Here is an 18,725-nt window from a genome sequence, read left to right as displayed (position 1 = left end):
AAGACAGCCTAACTACAAACTATTAATATCATGAAAACTTTGTTGTATTCCGTTATTCTATTTTCACTATTACTAGCATGTAAAGATAATAGCGTTGGATTAAATGATTCTGACTTAGTCAGCGTCCCTGATCGTATTTTTGAGCAAGCATTAGTCAATTTTAAAATAGACTCAGATGGTTTAGTAAATGGAAAAGTTCAATACAGCGATGTTAAAAATATTGATACTTTAAAAATAAGAGGACAACATATTTTAAATATGAAAGGAATTGAAGCTTTTACAAATCTAAAATATCTTGATTGTTCTGCTGGCGTTTTGGATACCTTGGATGTAAGTAAAAATACAAATCTTCAATATTTAAACTGCTCAGGTTATATGGGAGGTAGACCAATAAAAAGTTTGATTTTGGGTAACAATGGTAAATTGAAAGTTCTTGATTGTAATGATACTTCTATTACTAAAATAGATTTAAGTAAACAAGTAAATCTTTCGGAATTATACTTTTCTGGCAATGATTTTGTTCAACAATTAGATGTTAGTAATAATAAGCAATTAGAAGTTCTCTGGACAGTAGGATCTAAACTTCAAAGCATCTGCTTATATTCATTAGATCAAGTTAGACTTGCTAAGAATTGGCAGCCAACTTTGGGAAATACTACTGCAGAACCTTCAGATTATCCTAAAGGGTATTATAAGGTTTGCCAGTAAAACCATGATATAAAACAAAACATAATATAGTAATAAATTTTCAGTTGTCTTGTTCTGACATAGGATTGTACAAATCTATGTCAGAACAAGACATAATCATTATATAACCACCTCTCCAACAGTATGATTATACCAAAAACCTCCTCAAACACTTTGAAAACACAAGCTTAATTTGGAAATTGGATAAAAATCCACATAACAACTATGGTCATTGAAAAAGGGAAAAAGAAAATCAGAACCGGAAAAGAACTAACCACTAAAGCGGAACCGAGAAAGGTTGACTATATGGTGGGAACCTTTTTGAACGAGGAGTCCGTAAAAATACTAGCCACCAAAATAGACCGGCAAAAAGGTAGACGCTACGGTGACTACCTTTTTGCGGAGGGCGGCGGCAACTGGCAGAAAATCGGTTTATATAAGTTCCAGACCCACTTAAGCATTTTTTGCTTAACTTAGCGGAAAAGTTTTTCAACAAACGCATACCTACCGAAAATTCATGAAACGAACGTTTTGTCTTTTGCTTGCTCTTTTGCCCTTATTGGCTTGTGCCCAAAAAGCTTTAAATTCTGATGTATTAAATGCGATTAATCAGATTGATACCAACCGTATAAAAGCCCATGTGGTATATCTGGCCGACGATAAACTGAAAGGTAGACAGCCCGGCAAAGAGGGGTATATGATGGCCGTAGCGTATATAGAGAAGCAATATAAAGAAATAGGCTTGCAACCTGCCGGAGAAAACGGCAGCTATCGCCAAAAAGTAACGCTCAGAAAAAGCAAACTGAATAAAGATAAAACCTCATTGGTTTTGACCCTACCTAATGGCGATAAAAAGCCTTTGACGCTGGGTACTGATTTTTATGTATATCCGCATCCTGAGCAAAAATCTGTTGATTTTAATGCACCTCTGGCTTTTGTGGGTACAGGTTTTGATGCACCGAAAATCAAGGTTGAGGATTATAAAGGGTTGGATGTAAAAGGTAAAATCGTGATTATTCTGCGTAAAGTACCTGATAATGTTTCGGCTAATGTGAGGTTGCATTTGCAATATCCGGCTACTTTGCAGGAATATGCGGCTAAAAATGGCGCTATCGGAACACTGGTTTGTAGCTATACCAATAATGCCGTTCAATTTAAGGCATTAACTAATAATATGTCGGTCAATGGCATTGGTGCTTCCATTCTGCCTGATGGTAAAAGAGCGAGCTCGGCTTCTGCTTTTGGTGGCAAGATTCAGGTTGCTGGTGGTATCACTGTGGCATTGTTGAAAGAACTCATGCAAGCCGAAGGAGAAGATTTAGATACGATCTGGAAATCGTTGGAAAAAGGCGATTATGTAAGCAAAATCCTGAAAAGCGCAATCAGCGGACATTATGAGTCTACTTTTGACGACATTGAGAGTTATAATGTTATCGGCAAATTTGAAGGTTCTGATCCTAAACTGAAAAACGAGTTTGTGATTCATTCAGGTCACCTCGACCATGTAGGGGTTGGTAAGCCTGTCAACGGTGACTCTATTTATAATGGCGCGCATGACAATGCTTCGGGGGTAGCTTGTGCCTTAGAGATTGCCCGGGCTTATTCAAAACTGGCTACTAAACCTAAGCGCTCGATTGTATTTGCCTTAATGACTGCCGAAGAATTAGGCTTGTTAGGCTCTGGTTATTTCACGGCTTTGCCAACCTTGCCAAAGGATAAGATTGTGGCAGATATTAATACGGATATGCCAACATTGATTGCTCCGTTGGAATCAGTAGCACCACTGGGTGCCGAACATAGTAGTTTATTGAAAGTAGTAGAAGAAGCCGCCAGCTATGTAGGCTTAAATGTAGAGCCAGACCCAGACCCGACCGAAGGGCGTTTTGTGAGAAGTGACCAGTATAATTTTGTGAAAGCGGGTATTCCGGCGCTGCATATTAAGTATGGGTATAAAAAAACTACTCTTGAAAAAAACCTGGCTGAGAAAGTGAAAGTGTGGAGAGAAGCCAATTATCATAAACCGTCTGATGAAGTGAATGATTCTTTTGTGTGGTCGGCAGGAAAGAAATATGCACAGGTAAACCTTCTGGTAAGCTATCTGGTAGCACAGAATCCTGAAAGACCGACATGGAATAAAGGAGATTTTTTTGAGGTAAATATAGGAAAATGATATTTTTGCAGAATCGAACAATCTAATCAATACTAATGGCTCATCACTGCTACTTTAATGGCAAAATCGGCTCGGTAGAGCAAACCAGTGTACATATTACCGACCTTGGGCTACTGCGTGGCTACGGTCTTTTCGATTATTTCCGTACTTACAATGGCCGTCCGTTTCAATGGGATTGGTATTGGGAAAGATACGAGCGCTCGGCAAGGCTTCTGCGATTACCAAACCCGATTCAGAAAGAGGAAGCGTATAAGGTAGTGATGCAATTGATTGAGAAATCGGGCTTGGGAGATTGTGCCATTCGTTTTATTCTGACAGGTGGTTATTCGGAAGATAGTGTTTCGAGTAGCAGTCCGAATTTATTGATTATCAGTGAAGACATTCATCCGGTAAAACCGGAAGAGTATATCAATGGGATAAAAGTAATTGCTTATGACTTTGTGAGAGACTTGCCTGAGGTAAAAAGTACCGATTATAAGCACTTCATGATCTTGCAACAGGACATCAAAGCGGCAAAGGCTTCTGATGTGCTATTTCATAAAAACGGATACATCAGCGAATTGAGCCGCAGTAATGTGTTTATCTTTAAAGATAATACTTTGATTACGCCGGATAGTGATATTCTGAAAGGGATTACGCGCCGCACTACCTTAGCATTAGCGGAAGGTCATTTCAAGATTGAAGAGAGAGGTGTGACATTCACCGAATTATTAGAGGCCGATGAGGTATTCACGACCAGTACTACCAAGCGCGTATTGCCTATTACCAGCGTAGACGATCATGTTTTAGGTTCAGGCAAAATCGGGCAGAAAACACAGTTTTTATTAGACCTGATTAATGAAAAAGTAAAAAATTGGTAAAATTTTACTTTTTTTTCTTTGGCAGACTTGCTTCGTTACTGATAAAATACTACTTTTGCACTCACATTTCAGGATTGACCCATAGTATAAGGGTAGTACAACAGATTTTGGTTCTGTATGTCTAGGTTCGAATCCTAGTGGGTCAACAACAAAAAGAGGTAGTTATTTGATAATCAAGTAATTACCTCTTTTGCTTTTCTGCCCTGTGGCATATTTGTAGCCAATGCACTAAGCATAACATTCATACGTTTAAAATTCAGATTAATCGAACAATTCTTCATCTTAAAATATTCCCCATGAAAAAATTACTCATATTCGCCTTGCTTAGTTGTTTAGGTGGCGCGGCTTATTCACAAACTGATACCCTCACTACTGATAAAGTAGCTGCTTATGTTGACAAGCAAGTAATCGTGAAAGGTGTGGTGGCTGGAGCCAGACGTTTTGAAACTGGAGAGCGAGCACCCTTATTGCTGATAAACCTGGATGAGGCTTATCCTAATACACCATTGACCGTTGTATTATATAAAGAGGTACTAGAAAAAACGAAGATTGATGAGAGTGCCTTAACAGGCAAGAAAGTAATTGCCAGCGGAAAAATCAGCGTCTTCAAAGGCCGTAATCAGTTGGTGATTGAGAAACTGGAGGATTTGAAGATTAGTAATTAGAAACAATAAAGCCACTCCTATTGCTAGCAGTGGCTTTGATTATATCTATTGATCTAATTTTAACCAATCATTAAAGACTCTCTGCGTCTCATTTTACCTGCCGGAATACCGAACATCATTTTGAAACGACGACAGAAATAAGCAGTATCTTTATAGCCTACTTCGTGGCCAATAGCACGGATACTTTTCTTAGAAGTACGTAACAAAGTTACTGCGGCTTCCATACGTTGGTACTCGATATAATCCTGTGGATTGATACCTGTCAACATTTTGAAGTACTGACCTACGTAATCTTCTGATACGTTGGCTACATTGGCTAATTGTTTGTTAGACAAATCACCAGCGAGACTATTTTTGATATAGGTGAAAATATCAATCAAACGAGGGTCTTTGAAATAAGTACTATTAGTTGCCAATTGCTCTACAAACATTCTGTGTTTCAGGATATGGCGTACAATCTCAATGACTATTTCTTCAGTTTTATTTCTGATAACCCGGCCACGACCCACTTCATCTGAAAAATCTTCTTTCAGAATATCGTGAATCAACGAGCCCAGTTTTGAGTGTTGCTTAATGAAGAATGGCGGAATATCTAATGAAGTAAAGAAGTTTACAGAATCGAAAACTTTTGCTTCAAAAGCTATTAAGCCAAATGAATTAGGCACTTTACCAACTGACGAAGAGTCAGATAGCGTTTCCCAGTAACTCTCACGACGAGTCATAAACTCTTCGAACGAGATATTTTTTGGTTCTCCGGCACCATAAGTAATCGTAGCAGCTTTTCCTCCTGGTATAAAAAGCAAATCGCCAGGTTGTACACGTTCATCGTTACCCGCCAGTTTCACATCACCATCATATAATACAAGAATGGTGTTTTCAACGTCATAAACGTTTTTTATTCTGACTGTTTGCAAAATTCTTATGTGGCGTGCTTTAGCGAATTTCACACCGAGAGATTCAATAATCTTATTATAATCTTCCATTTTGTTGGAGCATTTTCGTGATAGCTTAGAATTCTAAACGCAATGTATTAACTAATATTGGACAAAACTAATATTTTCTCGTTTTTTTTCCAACAAACAAAACACAAAAGATGTTCCTTTAGTTATATTTTTTTATAAAAATCAGTCCATTTTTCTCAAAAAAGTCTAATTTAATTTATATGTACATACATTAATTTCATTGTATTATTAGGTAAAATTCCAATATTTTAGCCTAATTTAATACAAAAAAAGGCTCAAAATGAGCCTTTTTTAATCCTATGAATTATATGTTTTGTGCTAACAATCAGTTTTCTATTTCAGAATTTCGCGAGCAATCACCAGTTTTTGTATTTCAGACGTACCCTCATAAATCTGTGTAATCTTGGCATCACGCATTAAACGCTCTACATGATACTCTTTCACATAACCATATCCACCATGTATCTGCACTGCTTCGGTAGTGGCCCACATGGCTACTTCAGAGGCAAACAACTTGGCCATAGCCGCAGCTTCCACAAAATCTTTGTGTTCATCTTTCAGGCGCGCGGCTTTATAAACCAATAGACGCGCTGCTTCAATTTTAGTAGCCATTTCCGCCAGCTTAAACTGAATGGCCTGATGTTCACTGATAGTTTTACCAAAGGCTTTTCGCTCTTTAGAATATTTCAGGGATAACTCATATGCGCCTGCGGCAATACCTAATGCCTGAGCAGCAATACCAATTCTACCACCATTCAGAGTTGTCATAGCAAACTTAAATCCGAAGCCATCCTCTCCTACTCTATTTTCTTTAGGCACTTTTACATCTGTAAACATCAATGAATGAGTGTCTGACGAACGGATTCCCATTTTATCTTCTTTTTTACCAACTACAAAGCCATCCCATCCTTTTTCAATAATAAAGCAGTTAATGCCTTTGTGCTTCAACTCTATATTGGTTTGCGCTATAACTAATGAAACCGAGGATGTGCCTCCGTTAGTAATCCAGTTTTTTGTACCATTTACCAGATAATGGTCTCCTTTATCTATAGCTGTCGTACGTTGAGAAGTAGCATCAGAGCCAGCTTCTGGTTCTGACAGACAAAATGAACCGATTATTTCCCCACTAGCCAGACGAGTAAGATATTTTTGTTTTTGTTCTTCGGTTCCGTAGCTCTCCAAGCCCCAACAAACTAAAGAGTTATTAACTGACATTATTACCGAAGCTGAAGCATCTACTTTTGAGATTTCTTCCATAGCTAGCACGTAAGAAACCGTATCCATACCGCCGCCACCATATTCTGGAGATACCATCATGCCTAAAAAACCCAGTTCTCCCATCTTTTTCACTTGCTCAGTCGGGAATTTGGAGTGCGTATCACGCTCGATTGCGGTAGTTAATAGTTCGTTTTGGGCAAATTCTCGAGCAGCTTCTTTTACAGCTAAGTGCTCTTCTGTTAAATTAAAATTAATACCTTCTGTTGTTGCGGCTGCCATTGGTTTATAGTATTTGATTGATGGTTTGTGATAGATTTAACAAATATATACACGAGAAAAATAGTATGCAAGCATACTATAATACAGTTAATGAAGAATTAATTTTAGTTGATGAATCTATTATATCAGAAAATCACCCGACTAATTGGGTGATTTTCTGAGTAAAACGTTTTATATAACCAATAAAATATGATTGATTGGTAAATTTTATTCCTACAATTCTTGCAGGATATTCTTTAAAACAGCCTGTGCCGACCATTCCCTGTTTGCCGCTTGCTGGATCACTACCGATTGGTTGTCAAGCACCCAGTCAGTCACTTTCAGATTTCTGCGTACAGGTAAGCAGTGCATGAACAGACCATTGTTGGTTAATGCCATTTTCTCCTGAGTAATCATCCAGGATGAGTCTTGTGTTAAGACCTGTCCGTAATGTGTATATGAAGACCAGTTTTTACCGTACACAAAATCAGCTCCTTTCAGAGCTTCGTTCTGTTCATAGATTACCTTGGCATTGCCTACAAATTCAGGAGCTAGTTCATAGCCTACGGGATGAGTAATGACAAACTCGTAATCAGTCTGATTTACCCATTCGCAGAAAGAATTAGCTACTGCTTGTGGCAGCGGTTTAAAATGCGGCAGCCAGGTTAATACTACCTTGGGGCGCTCAGTTTTCTTATGCTCTTTGATGGTAATCAAATCAGCCAGAGACTGGCAAGGGTGACGGGTAGCTGATTCCAGGTTTACAATAGGCACGCCTGCATATTGCTTGAATTTCTCCATCACAATCTCCCGATAATCTGTTGCACGGTCTTGTAGCCCGGCAAAAGCTCGTACCGCTATTATATTGCAATAGCTGCCAATTACAGCCGCTGCTTCTTTTACGTGTTCGGCTTTATCACCATTCATTATTACTCCATCTTCCATCTCCAGTTGCCAGCTATCCTGCCCCACATTCATCATCATCACATTCATACCCAGATTCTCAGCAGCTTTTTGAGTGCTTAGGCGGGTTCTTAAACTCTGGTTAAAAAAGATCAAGCCTATGGTTTTGTTTTTTCCTAAGGCCTGGTCGGCGAAAGGTGATTTTTTCTGACGAATTCCTTCATTTACTAATTCCTGAACATTCTCAACATCTTTCAACGAAATAAAATTTCTCATCTTTCTTTGGTAAATAATCGGATACTATAATGAATGATATAATAAAGCTTTATCAACTTCGGCTGGTAACGGACCTAAGGTACTTAATTTTAAAGCAGCCATATTTGCCCCTGCTTTGGCACAAATTTCAGGTGAAAAGCCATCCAGATAAGCAGTCAGAAAACCTGCCCAATAAGAATCTCCTGCGCCAGTAGTATCTTTCACCTCTATCTTCCTTCCTTCTATCATAACTCTCGAACGTCCTTGGTTACTCGAAATAATACTTCCTTTACTTCCTAACGTAAAACATATCAGTTTTGCTCCCCAGCGATGAAAATCAGCAATAGTCTGGTCAGGCTCTATCGGTTTACCATAAAACCGCTCGGCATCATCTTCGCTCATTTTTACAAATGCCCCATTGGATACATAAGCTTTTACCACTTCATGCGCATTGGTTCTGTCTGTCCATATTTGCGGAGCGTAGTTTAAATCTATGCTCAATTGACATTTTAACCTGGCTGCTCTTCCTGCCGCTTCTACAATACTTTCTTGTGCTGGATTTCTACTTAAGGCAAAACAAGTGGTATGAAAAACAGATACATTTTTTAGTAAATCATCCGATATATGCGCCGATTGAATCATACGGTCGGCTTCGCGATAGGCAATAAAATCAGGTGTGCCTTTCGACCTTGAAACCACTACTATAGTTGTCGGAGCCAATTCGTCAATCACCACATAATTGGCATCAACGCCTGTCTCCTTCACTTTATCTATTAGATAAGTACCCAGATTATCCTTCCCCACACAAGAGACAATGGCAGTCTGATTCCCTAATCGAGCCATATTTGCTGCCAAATTTGACGGACTACCACCCTGAAAACGTTGAAATTTTTCTGTGCTTAACAGATTATCTGTCAGCTCAGTGCCAATAAAATCGACCAACAATTCTCCAATAGCTAGAAGGGCATATTTTTTCTCGCTCATAGGTCAGGAAATTTGCCACAAATATGGTTATTTGAAAAATAATAACAAGAGGCTATTGATTTAATTTTTTAGTCAATAAGTATAAAGGATAACTTACAATCAAGAAGATTAAAGCATAACCACTGCTTCGGATATCCTGATAGATAGCCCCTGCCAAAAACAAAAGAGAGATAACAATTAATAACCATGGGATAAACGGATAACCTGCCACTTTATAAGGTCTTGGTAGTTCAGGCTCTTTTACGCGTAGCATAATTAAACTGGCGAATCCGGCAATATAGCATAATACAAAGAAGAAAACGGCAATATCTGAGAGCTTTTCGCAGGTATCTTTTCCACTTAAAATCAACAAGATTGAACAAATACCTGTTAAAGGCATAGCAATAGATGGTGTTCCACCACTATTCACTTTCTGTGCCGCCTTAAAGAAAAGCCCATCCCTGCTCATCGAATAAATGACACGTGGTGAGAACATAATCTGGGCATTAAGAATACCAAAAATTGAAAGTGTCAGAAAAAAGGTAACAACTTTAGCTGATTTTTCACCAAATATCAACTTAATTGCATCCGATGCAGCTAATTTAGAACTAACCAGCATATCCATTGGCATGATATATAGAATAGCCAAATTAACCAGCAGGTAAATAGCTACAATGACCAATACGCCACTAATCATTGATTTGGGTAAGTTCTTGGCCGGGTCGGTATTTTCTTCTGAAAAATAAGCAGCTGTATGCCAACCATCAAAAGTATAGAATACAGATTGCAGAGAAACGATTAATCCAGTTAATAAAGCAGGTTTGCTCACTCTTTCAGTAGTATCTACCAATTCAGCGCTTTTCACATCGCCGCCATATACAAAACAGATAATAACAAAGGCGAATAAACCAATAGCTTTAAAGAATGAAAGGATTTCCTGAGAACGCCCTGCTGATTTAGTACCCAACCAGTGAAACGACATTAATAAAATCAGGATTCCTATCGCCATATATCTGATTACAGGCTCAGTATCGGGTAGCATAAGAGCTATAAACTCGCTCATGGTATAAGCACCGAAACCCAAAGCTGCTACTGTTCCCATCCAGCTTGTAATACCCGTTACAAAACCGACGTAGTCACCAAAGGCTCTGCGAGCGTATATATACCAGGCTCCTGCTTTAGGCACAGAAACCCCTAATTCGATGGCACACAAAACTCCCAAAAAAGCATAGATGCTCACTAAAACCCAAACCAGCATGATGAGTGAAGAGTCACCGAGGTTGGCAGCGATAGGGCCGGGTTTACGCAAAATACCCGTACCAATAGTTCCGCCGATTGTTACTGCAATACCAAAACCAACACCAAGAAGTTTGAGAAGTTCACCTTTGTTTTTTTCAGGAGCCATGCTTTCGTTTGAATAATTTTAACGAATATAGCAATTAAACAGAAAAATGAAATAAATAGAAGAAAAACAAGATTTGGCTTTTCTGAAACAGGCCACAAAAATCATAATAGGTTAGCACGTAAATCAGTACAAGTCAATTCATTATGTATCAGAAGGTTTTGAATATAAAACGTAAATAAAAATTAGTTTATTTTGATATAGGAAGAAAATTTTAAAACATGCTTAAATTTGTTACTCTACTCTTTGCAAGTAGAATCATAGTTTTTAAACATGCTCTTATAAACTGATTACGGCGAAAATTATTTTAATAAAAACAAAAAGGTCGAAATCAAGCGTTTCGACCTTTCCCATAAACCATCTATTTAACTAAGGTAAAAAAAAGTGTATATAACATCAAAAATTATATCAAACGCAAAAAATCATCTATCTACTCACAAATATTATTACTTTGATGAAGACCTTTGGAATCGCCTCATGAACGTATTCCAAAGGTTAAGTCCTTACATCATAAGTTACAGTATAGGTTAACTGATGCAAATATATGCAAAATAAATGATATGATGCAAGAAAATATTGCAAAATTTTGCAATATTTGCGAAACACTTTGCAAAACTATGCTTAAAGAAGAAAGACAAGCACTCATTTTGGAGAAACTTACCACCCACAAGAAAATTAATTTCAACGATTTAAGTAAGTTTCTGAATGTTTCCTACGACAGTATTCGTCGGGATATTATTGAATTAGAAGATAAAGGGCTACTGAAAAAAGTACATGGCGGAGCCGTTATCAACTCATACCTGCCCATGGTAAATGATAACAAGAAAGGAAATGGGGGGAGTGAAGAGATAAGTATCTTATCAAAAAAAGCTCTGACTCTCTTCGAAAATCATCAGACCATCATCATGGATGGTGGCACGACTAATTTCTTCATGGCACAGCAATTGCCCAAAATGCTGGAAGCTACCATTGTAACCAATAGCCCGGCTCTGGCAATGGTATTAAATGATCATCCTACGCTTGAAGTAATTTTGTTAGGAGGCAGTTATTTCAAACGTTATCAGATTACTCTTGGTACAGAGGTGTATCATCAACTCGAACATCTCAATGCCGACTATTATTTTATAGGCATTAATGGTATAGACCCAGATAAAGGCTTAAGTATCAGACATTATGAAGAATCATTGATTAAACAGAAGATGATGCGCTCAGCCAAGAAAACAGTCTGCTGTGCGATTGAAGAAAAACTACATTTGCACGAATCTTATAAAGTATGCGACTTCTCAGAAATTGATTATATGATAACTCATCTGAATCCTATGGATGAGGCTTTGCAGGCATTTCAGGGGAAGCGGGTGGAGATAATTTAAAATCCCTTTCCCAGTCCTTCCCTACTGTAAAGGAGGACCGGGATGAAGAGAAAAGTTTCTACAATCTAACTTTTATAGCTACCAAAAAATTAGTCCCTGCTTGAGGATAATAGTAGTTCTCAGTAGTTATCTGTTTGTCATAAATATAACTATAGGTATAGCCATTTGATTCATATAAACGATTGAGAATATTATTGGCTAATACACTAAAAGTAATTTCTTTCACGATTTTTGGATTAATGGTATAATTCGCTCGTAAATCGTTTACGAAAAAGGCATTCAGTTTACGGTTATCATCCGATGTATTATCCATATATTGTTTGCCTACATATTTTGGCAACCAGGTAAATTCCAGATTTTTAATAGGAGAATAGGATAATTGTCCGCCTGCAATTACATTTGGAGAAAACGAAATATCTGTTTTGGCAAATTGATTGATTTTATCAGGGTCTCCATCATAATTTACTACAGTTTCAGTAAAGTTTTTAATCTTATTCTGGCTGAAAGTAGCATTGGCATTCAACCGCCATTGTGGCGCAAATTTCCAGCTGACAACGAGTTCTATTCCTGCTCTGTAACTTTTGGGTACATTCACACGAATCGCCTCCCCTACACTATTTACCTGCCCGGTTAAAACCAACTGGTTTTTATAGTTCATGTAATAGAAGTTTCCATCAAAACTAAATGTCTGACTCGCCCAACGATAACCCGATTCTAGGTCTTCCAGGTGTTCAGGTTTCGGCACTTTTACATTGTCTATAAAATCCGTGCGGTTAGGCTCTTTATTGCCTACGGCGTAAGAAGCATATACAGATGCTTTGCTATTTAACTGATAATTCAACCCCAGTTTAGGATTAAAGAACTGGAAAGAAGTATTGCGGGTAATGTCCTGCAATTTATCGGCAATTCCTTTCATGTCATAGGCTACTGTACGATATTGCACATCGCCAAAAAGATTAAATTGATCAGTTACCTGATAGAATAGCTTTCCGAAAATATTAAAGTCGGTTTTGATAGAATGACTCTGGTACCAACGATAATCGTTTGAGGGTGTCATGGCAAATTTCGTCCAGATTACTTCACCGTAATGATGCCCGTCATAACGGTTCCAGGCACCACCAATATTAGCCGACAGTTTTTTATGACTTTGATAATCTAATGAGTAAGTAATACCATAAAAATGATTGTCGAGCCATTTTCTTCTTACCAGATCAGTACTGGCTATTGTATCTCCACCGATTATTACAGCAGGCAAATTATAGGCTGATAAATCAGCGGCTTCTTTAAATTCCTCATAATACCCCTTTCCTCTGGTATAATGCAAAGTCGGATTGAATGTCCAATCATTACTTAACTTAAAAGAAGAAATCAACTGATAATGGTCTTGCTGATAATTATCAACCTGATTAGGATAAGTATAGGCATTGTAGGTTCGGTCAGTTTTCAGCAGGCTTTCAGGTACTCCGTTCCATGATTGATAGGTGCGTTCTTTACCGGAAAAAACATTGAGTCTGACAAAATTACTTTTGTTGTAGTATCCAGCTGATACATAGAAAGATTTTAAATCTGAGCTGGCCCTATCTACATATCCATCTGATACCAGTTTTGATAAACGGGCATCTACCACAAAATGGTTATTCAATAAGCCCGTACTTGCTAATATGTTGGCCTTCATGGTATTGAAAGAGCCATACGACAGGTTGGTTTCCCCGAAAGCTTCGCGCTCGTATCCTAAGGTATTGATGTTCAGACTCGCACCAAAAGCTCCTGATCCATTGGTTGAGGTTCCAACCCCGCGCTGAACCTGAATGCTTTGTACACTTGAAGCGAAATCGGGCATATTTACCCAATAAGTACCTTGCGATTCAGAATCATTATAAGGAACGCCATTTAAGGTAATGTTGATGCGGGTAGGATCTGAACCACGGATACGGATACCTGTATACCCTACTCCGGCTCCGGCATCAGAACTCACGACTACCGAGGGCAATTGATTCAATAAAAACGGCATATCCTGTCCCAGGTTCTGCTTTTTGATGTCTCGCTGGTAGACATTCGTAAAAGCCATCCCTGTTTTTTCATTTGCACGGGTAGACTTTACTACTACTTCGTTTAATTCTTTGATTCTGGTAGAATCATCCTGTGCCAAAGCGACAGTAAAAAAGGCATGAAACAAGACAAATGCCGAAACGGCCTTTCTAAGAGATTTTTGTTGTTTGAAAAGAATGCTTAGAACATCGTTTGTTAATTTTTTCATTGGATAACGAAAATTTTAACAAGGTAAAGGAGTAAAATCTTGTGAGCCCAAAAGGCTCTATTGGTGAAACAAAATTTTATTTGGAAATCGCAAACAGTCCTATAGCTGCGCATCTATAGTACTATTCTCTCTCCCTTCGGCAGAATTACCTGCATCAGGTTCGATGGGTATAATCTCAGCCCGTTATATTAAGGCACCCCTTTTGAGATAAGTTTTGCAAAGAAAACGTTTTTTCATGAAAACTTGTTTATATTAGTGATAGAAATTTATAACCTAACCAACGAGTCACTGATTTAAACCCAAAGTAGACAACGAAGTGTGGTATAGATTTTGTGCATTGTTTTATTAAAATTAGGAGAGATTATGACTCAATTTATGGTGGAATTTGATTTGCCCGTTCCTTTTCCGGAGGGTTTTATTGCCAAAATTCCTTATCAACGAATTGCTGTAAATCAATTGTTAGAAGAGGGAAAAATGTATTCTTATGCGCTATCGTCTGACAGAAGCAGGCTCTGGTGTATTATCAATGCCCAGGACGAACTAGAAGTAATGGATATTATTGCTGAATTTCCATTAATCGATTATATGCGCCCAACCATTACAGAACTGATGTTTAATAATTCTGTGGTGATGAAAGTGCCTACTTTTTCATTGAACTAATACTACGTGGTCTTCTAACAGACCACGTTTTATATATTTTACTGCCGACCAAAACCCATGCCTAATTTTCTCGTTGTCAAAAATTTAGACTTACCTGCCGATTATTCAATCATTGAACTTGACGGTCATAAAACGCTCACACTAAGAGGCTTTTATGAGGAAATTGGTGATGCACTCGCCTTTCCGGAAGAGTTTGGCTTCACCAGTGACTCATTGGATGAAATGCTAAGCGACTTATCATGGCTCGAAGATGAAAAAATCGTAGTCTACATTTCTCCGTCTGAACATTTCATAGAAAAAGAGCGTAATCCTGAAAAAATCGGCACTTTATTGAATCTCCTTGATGCCATCTGTGAAGACTGGCGTTGGGAAGATGAAGACGAAGATTTGCCGAAAAAAGAGCTTATCTTTGCCTTTGCCGATAGCCCTCGTATCAGAGAGTTATTAGACAAACAGGAAATCAGCTACCGAAAAGATACCAAATGAATTTCTTCCTGAGAAAATGGCAATCAGGCGATGAACAATCATTGGTCGAAAATGCCAACAATTACAAAATCTGGCGAAATCTGAAAGATGTTTTCCCATATCCTTATACTATTACAGATGCGTATGAGTGGGTAAACATTGCCTCAAATTCAGCCGAGAGTTTTGCTATTCAGGTGGAAAACAAAGCGGTAGGCGGAATTGGTATTTTATTGAAAGATGATATCTATCGTAAAAATGCCGAGATAGGTTACTGGCTGGGTGAAGCCTACTGGGGCAACCAGATTATCTCAACGGCAATCCTTGATATAGTCAACTATACTTTCGCCAACTACGATGTCTACCGCATCTATGCCGGGGTATTTGAATATAATATTCCCTCCATGCGAGTGCTTGAAAAAGCAGGCTTCGAAAAGGAAGCTATCCTCAAAAAATCGCTTATCAAAGAGGGAGAACTCTACGACGAGCACATTTATGCTATGTATCGGGTGTAACCTAAATCCCCTCTATCTTAATATGCTTGGTTTCAAGATACTCATAAACTGCATTTCTTGATAGTTCCACCCCATAGCCCGAATCTTTCCAACCTGCATAGGGTGCATAATTAGTATTCACGGCACCATTATTGATACATACAGTTCCGGCTTCTAATTGCTCCCCTAGCTGCATACTGGTTTTAAAGTCCTTTGTAAAAGCATAAGCTACCAGACCATAGTTCGTGTTATTCGCTTTTTCAATCGCTTCCTCCAATGTTTCAAAAGTTTCTACAGGCACTACACAACCAAAAGTCTCTTCCTGCATCACTTTCATAGAAGCATTACAGTTATCCAGTATAGTAGGCAAAAAATAATGCCCCTTTTCATACTGTTCACCTTGTGGTGCTCTCCCCCCTGTCACTAAAGAAGCACCTTTGCCAATGGCATCTTCTACATGGAGTTTTGAAGTTAATACCCCATCTGCGGTTGCCATTGGGCCTAAATCTACGGCTCCATCGCTCACGCCATCTCCAATCGTTAATTTTTCAGCCTGCTTTTTTAGTTCTTCTACAAACTCCTGATGCCTGGATACATGCACATATACCCGATTGACACTACTACAAGATTGCCCCATATTTCTGAAACCTTTATAGGCTACTACAAAAGCAGCATTTTGTATATCCGCATCTTCGCAAACAATAGCAGGGCATTGGCCACCTAATTCTAAAGAGATTTTCTTTAGATAAGGCGCTACCGTTTGCATCAGTTTTTTGCCCGTCTCAGTAGAGCCTGTCATGGCTACTTTTTTTACCAAAGGATGCCTGGCAAGAATATCACCCACTATTGCCCCCTGTCCTGTTACTACACCAATAACCTTAGCCGGAATACCACCTTCTACCAACGCCATACAAAACGCCATGGGTGAGAGTGGCGTAACAGTTGTAGGTTTTACCACTACCGAACAGCCCACTGCCAAAGCCGGGCCTAGTTTCCATGATAAGAGAGAAACAGGATAATTCCAGGGTGTAATTAAAGCACAAACCCCAACCGGATAGTATTTGACCATAGAAAACAAGTCTGTTTTCTCAGTCTGATTTACATATCCTTCAACCCGGACACCCTCTGCAGCAAAATAATCTAAGGTATCACAAGAGCCAATAATTTCTGATTTAGATTGGTTGAAAGGCTTGCCTTGTTCCAAAGCCATCAGCATACCAATGCGGTCGGCCTGGGTTCTCACATAGGCCGTGGCCTTTTTAATTACACTTTCACGCTGATAAGCTGTCAGTTTTGACCATTCTTTAAACCCTATCTGTGCTGTTTCCACCGCTCTGTTTACATCTTCTGCCGTAGCACGGGCAATTGTAGCAATGGATTCTCCATTAGCCGGAGATTTAATAGTAATGGTTGATTCATCTGCTGCCGGGTCTGACTTACCATCAATAAAAAGTCCCCATATGCGCCCTTTTACCTCGGCTATCAATTCAGTATTCATTTCAGGTCTTAAAGATTAGGTTTAATACTTACTTTCAACGCCTCGCCTGACTCCATCAGAGTAAATGCCTCGGTGATTCTATCCAAAGGTAGAACATGCGTCACTATCTTATCCGAAGGGAAATTCTTCTTTTGCACCAAAGCAGTAGCTGCCTGAAAATCACTCATTTTTTCTGAATAAGAGCCGCTAATCCTTAACTCTTTATAATGCAGATGATTGGTATTTAAGGTAGCAAAAGGATTTGTTTTAGGCAATCCACCGAAAAATTCCACTCTTCCTGCTTTTCCGGCTATTTCAAGCGCATCAACCTGCGCCTGGGCTACACTTACGGCTACAATTACTACATCGTATCCTAATCCCTCAGTCAACTCAAGGGCGCGTTCCAGATGTCCATTCTCTTTATCTACCTTTACTACATGGTCAATATCAAATTGTGTAGCTTTCTCTAAGCGTGTTTGCATAACATCATACATATCAACCTGCTGCGCTCCCTGAAAACGAGAAACCAAGGCATGCATCACCCCGATTGGCCCGGCACCAATAATAGCAACTTTATCTTTTAAGCCCACTTCCAATCTTCCACGGCCATGTGCATTAATCACACAACCCAAAGGCTCAGCAAGGCTCAGGTATTCAGAAGGCATATCTTCATTTACCTTAAACAATTGTTTTCGGCGAACAGCCTTTGCCGGAACTTTCATATAAGGGGCAAAAGCGCCGTCTAAATGGTACGACATGGTCGTGCGATTCTGACATAAATTCTCACGTCCGGCTTTGCAGTAACGGCATTCTCCACAAGATAAAACAATATACATCAGCACTCTATCACCTACTTTTATATCTGTCTCCGGGCTCCTGGACTCAACCACTCTGCCACAAAACTCGTGACCCAGAATACGTGGAGGTGTTATTTTTTTATCTCCGTGCCGATAGGTTCGTAAGTCCGTTCCGCATACATTACAGGCTTCTATCTCTAATAAAACTTCTCCTTCTTCCAGGCTTGGTATGCTCACGTCTTCAACCAGTATTTCTTCTTTTCCACGATAAACTGCTGCTTTCACTTTGCTATATTTTAATTGATTTAATATTAATGAAATGGCCATAACTATAAAAGGTATTCACCGTAGCGTCTACCTTTTTCGGCACCGCTTTTATTCACCTTTCCTGACTTTCTTTTTCTTCATTGAAATTTTGTTATAAGGTCATATCTACAAAAGGTATTCACCGTAGCGTCTACCTTTTTCGGCTTCTGTTCAGTCACCTTTCCTGATTTTCTTTTGCTCCATTGCAATTTTGTTATAAAGTCATAATTACAAAAGGTATTCACCGTAGCGTCTACCTTTTTCGGCTTACCTTTAGTCACCATTCTTAACTTTCTTTTGCTCAATTATAATGTTATTATGCCGATAGATAGTTGTGAATCGCTAGTTATGGATTATTATCCAAGCCTTAGCCTTACCAACCGGACCTCCACTAATTTCCGACTTAGCCTTGTGTTTTCCAAGTGTTTGGAGTGTTTTCTGGTAAAATCATACTACAATATTATTTGCCGCGCCCTTGCCAGATATAACTATTCGATTTTAGCAATTTTCAATATTTACTTGTCTAGACAAGTTGCATTTTCAAATGTAGTTAAGGAAA

At 38.8% G+C, this 18,725-nt stretch carries 17 protein-coding genes, 1 tRNA gene and 1 riboswitch; of the genes, 10 read left to right on the top strand and 8 right to left on the bottom strand.

Annotation, left to right across the window (positions count from 1 at the left end; genetic code table 11):
* Positions 1–30: 30 nt before the first annotated feature.
* From ACYVFA_RS23150 to ACYVFA_RS23125, 6 genes are all read left to right on the top strand, one after another.
* Positions 31–708, top strand: a complete 678-nt coding sequence (locus ACYVFA_RS23150; protein ID WP_460474246.1) for a leucine-rich repeat domain-containing protein — start codon at positions 31–33, stop codon at positions 706–708.
* Positions 709–912: 204 nt separating this feature from the next.
* Positions 913–1,164, top strand: a complete 252-nt coding sequence (locus ACYVFA_RS23145; RefSeq protein ID WP_460474245.1) for a hypothetical protein — start codon at positions 913–915, stop codon at positions 1,162–1,164.
* 40 nt (positions 1,165–1,204) lie between these two features.
* Positions 1,205–2,857, top strand: a complete 1,653-nt coding sequence (locus ACYVFA_RS23140) for a M20/M25/M40 family metallo-hydrolase (RefSeq protein ID WP_460474244.1) — start codon at positions 1,205–1,207, stop codon at positions 2,855–2,857.
* A gap of 35 nt (positions 2,858–2,892) precedes the next feature.
* Positions 2,893–3,717: an aminotransferase class IV gene (locus tag ACYVFA_RS23135; protein ID WP_460474243.1), complete on the top strand. Its 825-nt coding sequence runs from the start codon at positions 2,893–2,895 to the stop codon at positions 3,715–3,717.
* A 75-nt stretch (positions 3,718–3,792) separates the two neighbouring features.
* Positions 3,793–3,863 (top strand) — tRNA-Gln (locus tag ACYVFA_RS23130).
* Between the two features lie 150 nt (positions 3,864–4,013).
* Positions 4,014–4,382, top strand: a complete 369-nt coding sequence (locus ACYVFA_RS23125) for a hypothetical protein (protein ID WP_460474242.1) — start codon at positions 4,014–4,016, stop codon at positions 4,380–4,382.
* A 59-nt stretch (positions 4,383–4,441) separates the two neighbouring features.
* On the opposite strand, the gene ACYVFA_RS23120 is transcribed toward ACYVFA_RS23125, so the two are convergent.
* From ACYVFA_RS23120 to ACYVFA_RS23100, 5 genes are all read right to left on the bottom strand, one after another.
* Complete coding sequence (locus ACYVFA_RS23120) at positions 4,442–5,365, bottom strand: helix-turn-helix domain-containing protein (RefSeq protein WP_460474241.1); 924 nt, start codon at positions 5,363–5,365, stop codon at positions 4,442–4,444.
* Positions 5,366–5,677: 312 nt separating this feature from the next.
* Positions 5,678–6,841, bottom strand: a complete 1,164-nt coding sequence (locus ACYVFA_RS23115; RefSeq protein ID WP_460474240.1) for an acyl-CoA dehydrogenase — start codon at positions 6,839–6,841, stop codon at positions 5,678–5,680.
* Between the two features lie 213 nt (positions 6,842–7,054).
* Positions 7,055–7,999 carry a Rossmann-fold NAD(P)-binding domain-containing protein gene (locus ACYVFA_RS23110; RefSeq protein WP_460474239.1) on the bottom strand — a complete coding sequence of 315 codons (945 nt, stop codon included), beginning with the start codon at positions 7,997–7,999 and terminating at the stop codon, positions 7,055–7,057.
* Positions 8,000–8,023: 24 nt separating this feature from the next.
* A complete protein-coding gene (locus ACYVFA_RS23105) occupies positions 8,024–8,962 on the bottom strand; it encodes a carbohydrate kinase family protein (RefSeq protein ID WP_460474238.1) in 939 nt (312 codons plus the stop codon).
* Between the two features lie 52 nt (positions 8,963–9,014).
* Positions 9,015–10,346 carry an APC family permease gene (locus ACYVFA_RS23100; protein WP_460474237.1) on the bottom strand — a complete coding sequence of 444 codons (1,332 nt, stop codon included), beginning with the start codon at positions 10,344–10,346 and terminating at the stop codon, positions 9,015–9,017.
* Positions 10,347–10,960: 614 nt separating this feature from the next.
* Between ACYVFA_RS23100 and ACYVFA_RS23095 the strand changes: the two genes are divergently transcribed.
* Positions 10,961–11,713, top strand: a complete 753-nt coding sequence (locus ACYVFA_RS23095) for a DeoR/GlpR family DNA-binding transcription regulator (RefSeq protein WP_460474236.1) — start codon at positions 10,961–10,963, stop codon at positions 11,711–11,713.
* 58 nt (positions 11,714–11,771) lie between these two features.
* Here ACYVFA_RS23095 and ACYVFA_RS23090 read toward each other — a convergent pair whose 3' ends face one another.
* Positions 11,772–13,970: a TonB-dependent receptor gene (locus ACYVFA_RS23090; protein WP_460474235.1), complete on the bottom strand. Its 2,199-nt coding sequence runs from the start codon at positions 13,968–13,970 to the stop codon at positions 11,772–11,774.
* Positions 13,971–14,083: 113 nt separating this feature from the next.
* Positions 14,084–14,181, bottom strand: a riboswitch (TPP riboswitch).
* A 152-nt stretch (positions 14,182–14,333) separates the two neighbouring features.
* On the opposite strand from ACYVFA_RS23090, the gene ACYVFA_RS23085 reads away from it, so the two are divergent.
* The 3 genes from ACYVFA_RS23085 to ACYVFA_RS23075 are packed head-to-tail and all read left to right on the top strand — an operon-like array spanning position 14,334 to position 15,607.
* Positions 14,334–14,630 (top strand): muconolactone Delta-isomerase family protein, encoded by a 297-nt coding sequence (locus tag ACYVFA_RS23085; RefSeq protein WP_460474234.1) that lies wholly within the window; start codon positions 14,334–14,336, stop codon positions 14,628–14,630.
* A gap of 57 nt (positions 14,631–14,687) precedes the next feature.
* Positions 14,688–15,116 (top strand): barstar family protein, encoded by a 429-nt coding sequence (locus ACYVFA_RS23080; protein ID WP_460474233.1) that lies wholly within the window; start codon positions 14,688–14,690, stop codon positions 15,114–15,116.
* Complete coding sequence (locus ACYVFA_RS23075; protein WP_460474232.1) at positions 15,113–15,607, top strand: GNAT family N-acetyltransferase; 495 nt, start codon at positions 15,113–15,115, stop codon at positions 15,605–15,607. The genes ACYVFA_RS23080 and ACYVFA_RS23075 overlap by 4 nt, the downstream gene beginning before the upstream one ends.
* A gap of 1 nt (position 15,608) precedes the next feature.
* Here ACYVFA_RS23075 and ACYVFA_RS23070 read toward each other — a convergent pair whose 3' ends face one another.
* Positions 15,609–17,084: an aldehyde dehydrogenase family protein gene (locus ACYVFA_RS23070; RefSeq protein WP_460474231.1), complete on the bottom strand. Its 1,476-nt coding sequence runs from the start codon at positions 17,082–17,084 to the stop codon at positions 15,609–15,611.
* A gap of 8 nt (positions 17,085–17,092) precedes the next feature.
* Entirely contained in the window at positions 17,093–18,145 is a 1,053-nt protein-coding gene (locus tag ACYVFA_RS23065; RefSeq protein WP_460474230.1) for an alcohol dehydrogenase catalytic domain-containing protein, read from the bottom strand.
* Between the last annotated feature and the right edge of the window lie 580 nt (positions 18,146–18,725).

This window comes from Emticicia fontis, from assembly GCF_054779675.1.
This window is presented reverse-complemented; position numbering and strand designations above follow the sequence as displayed.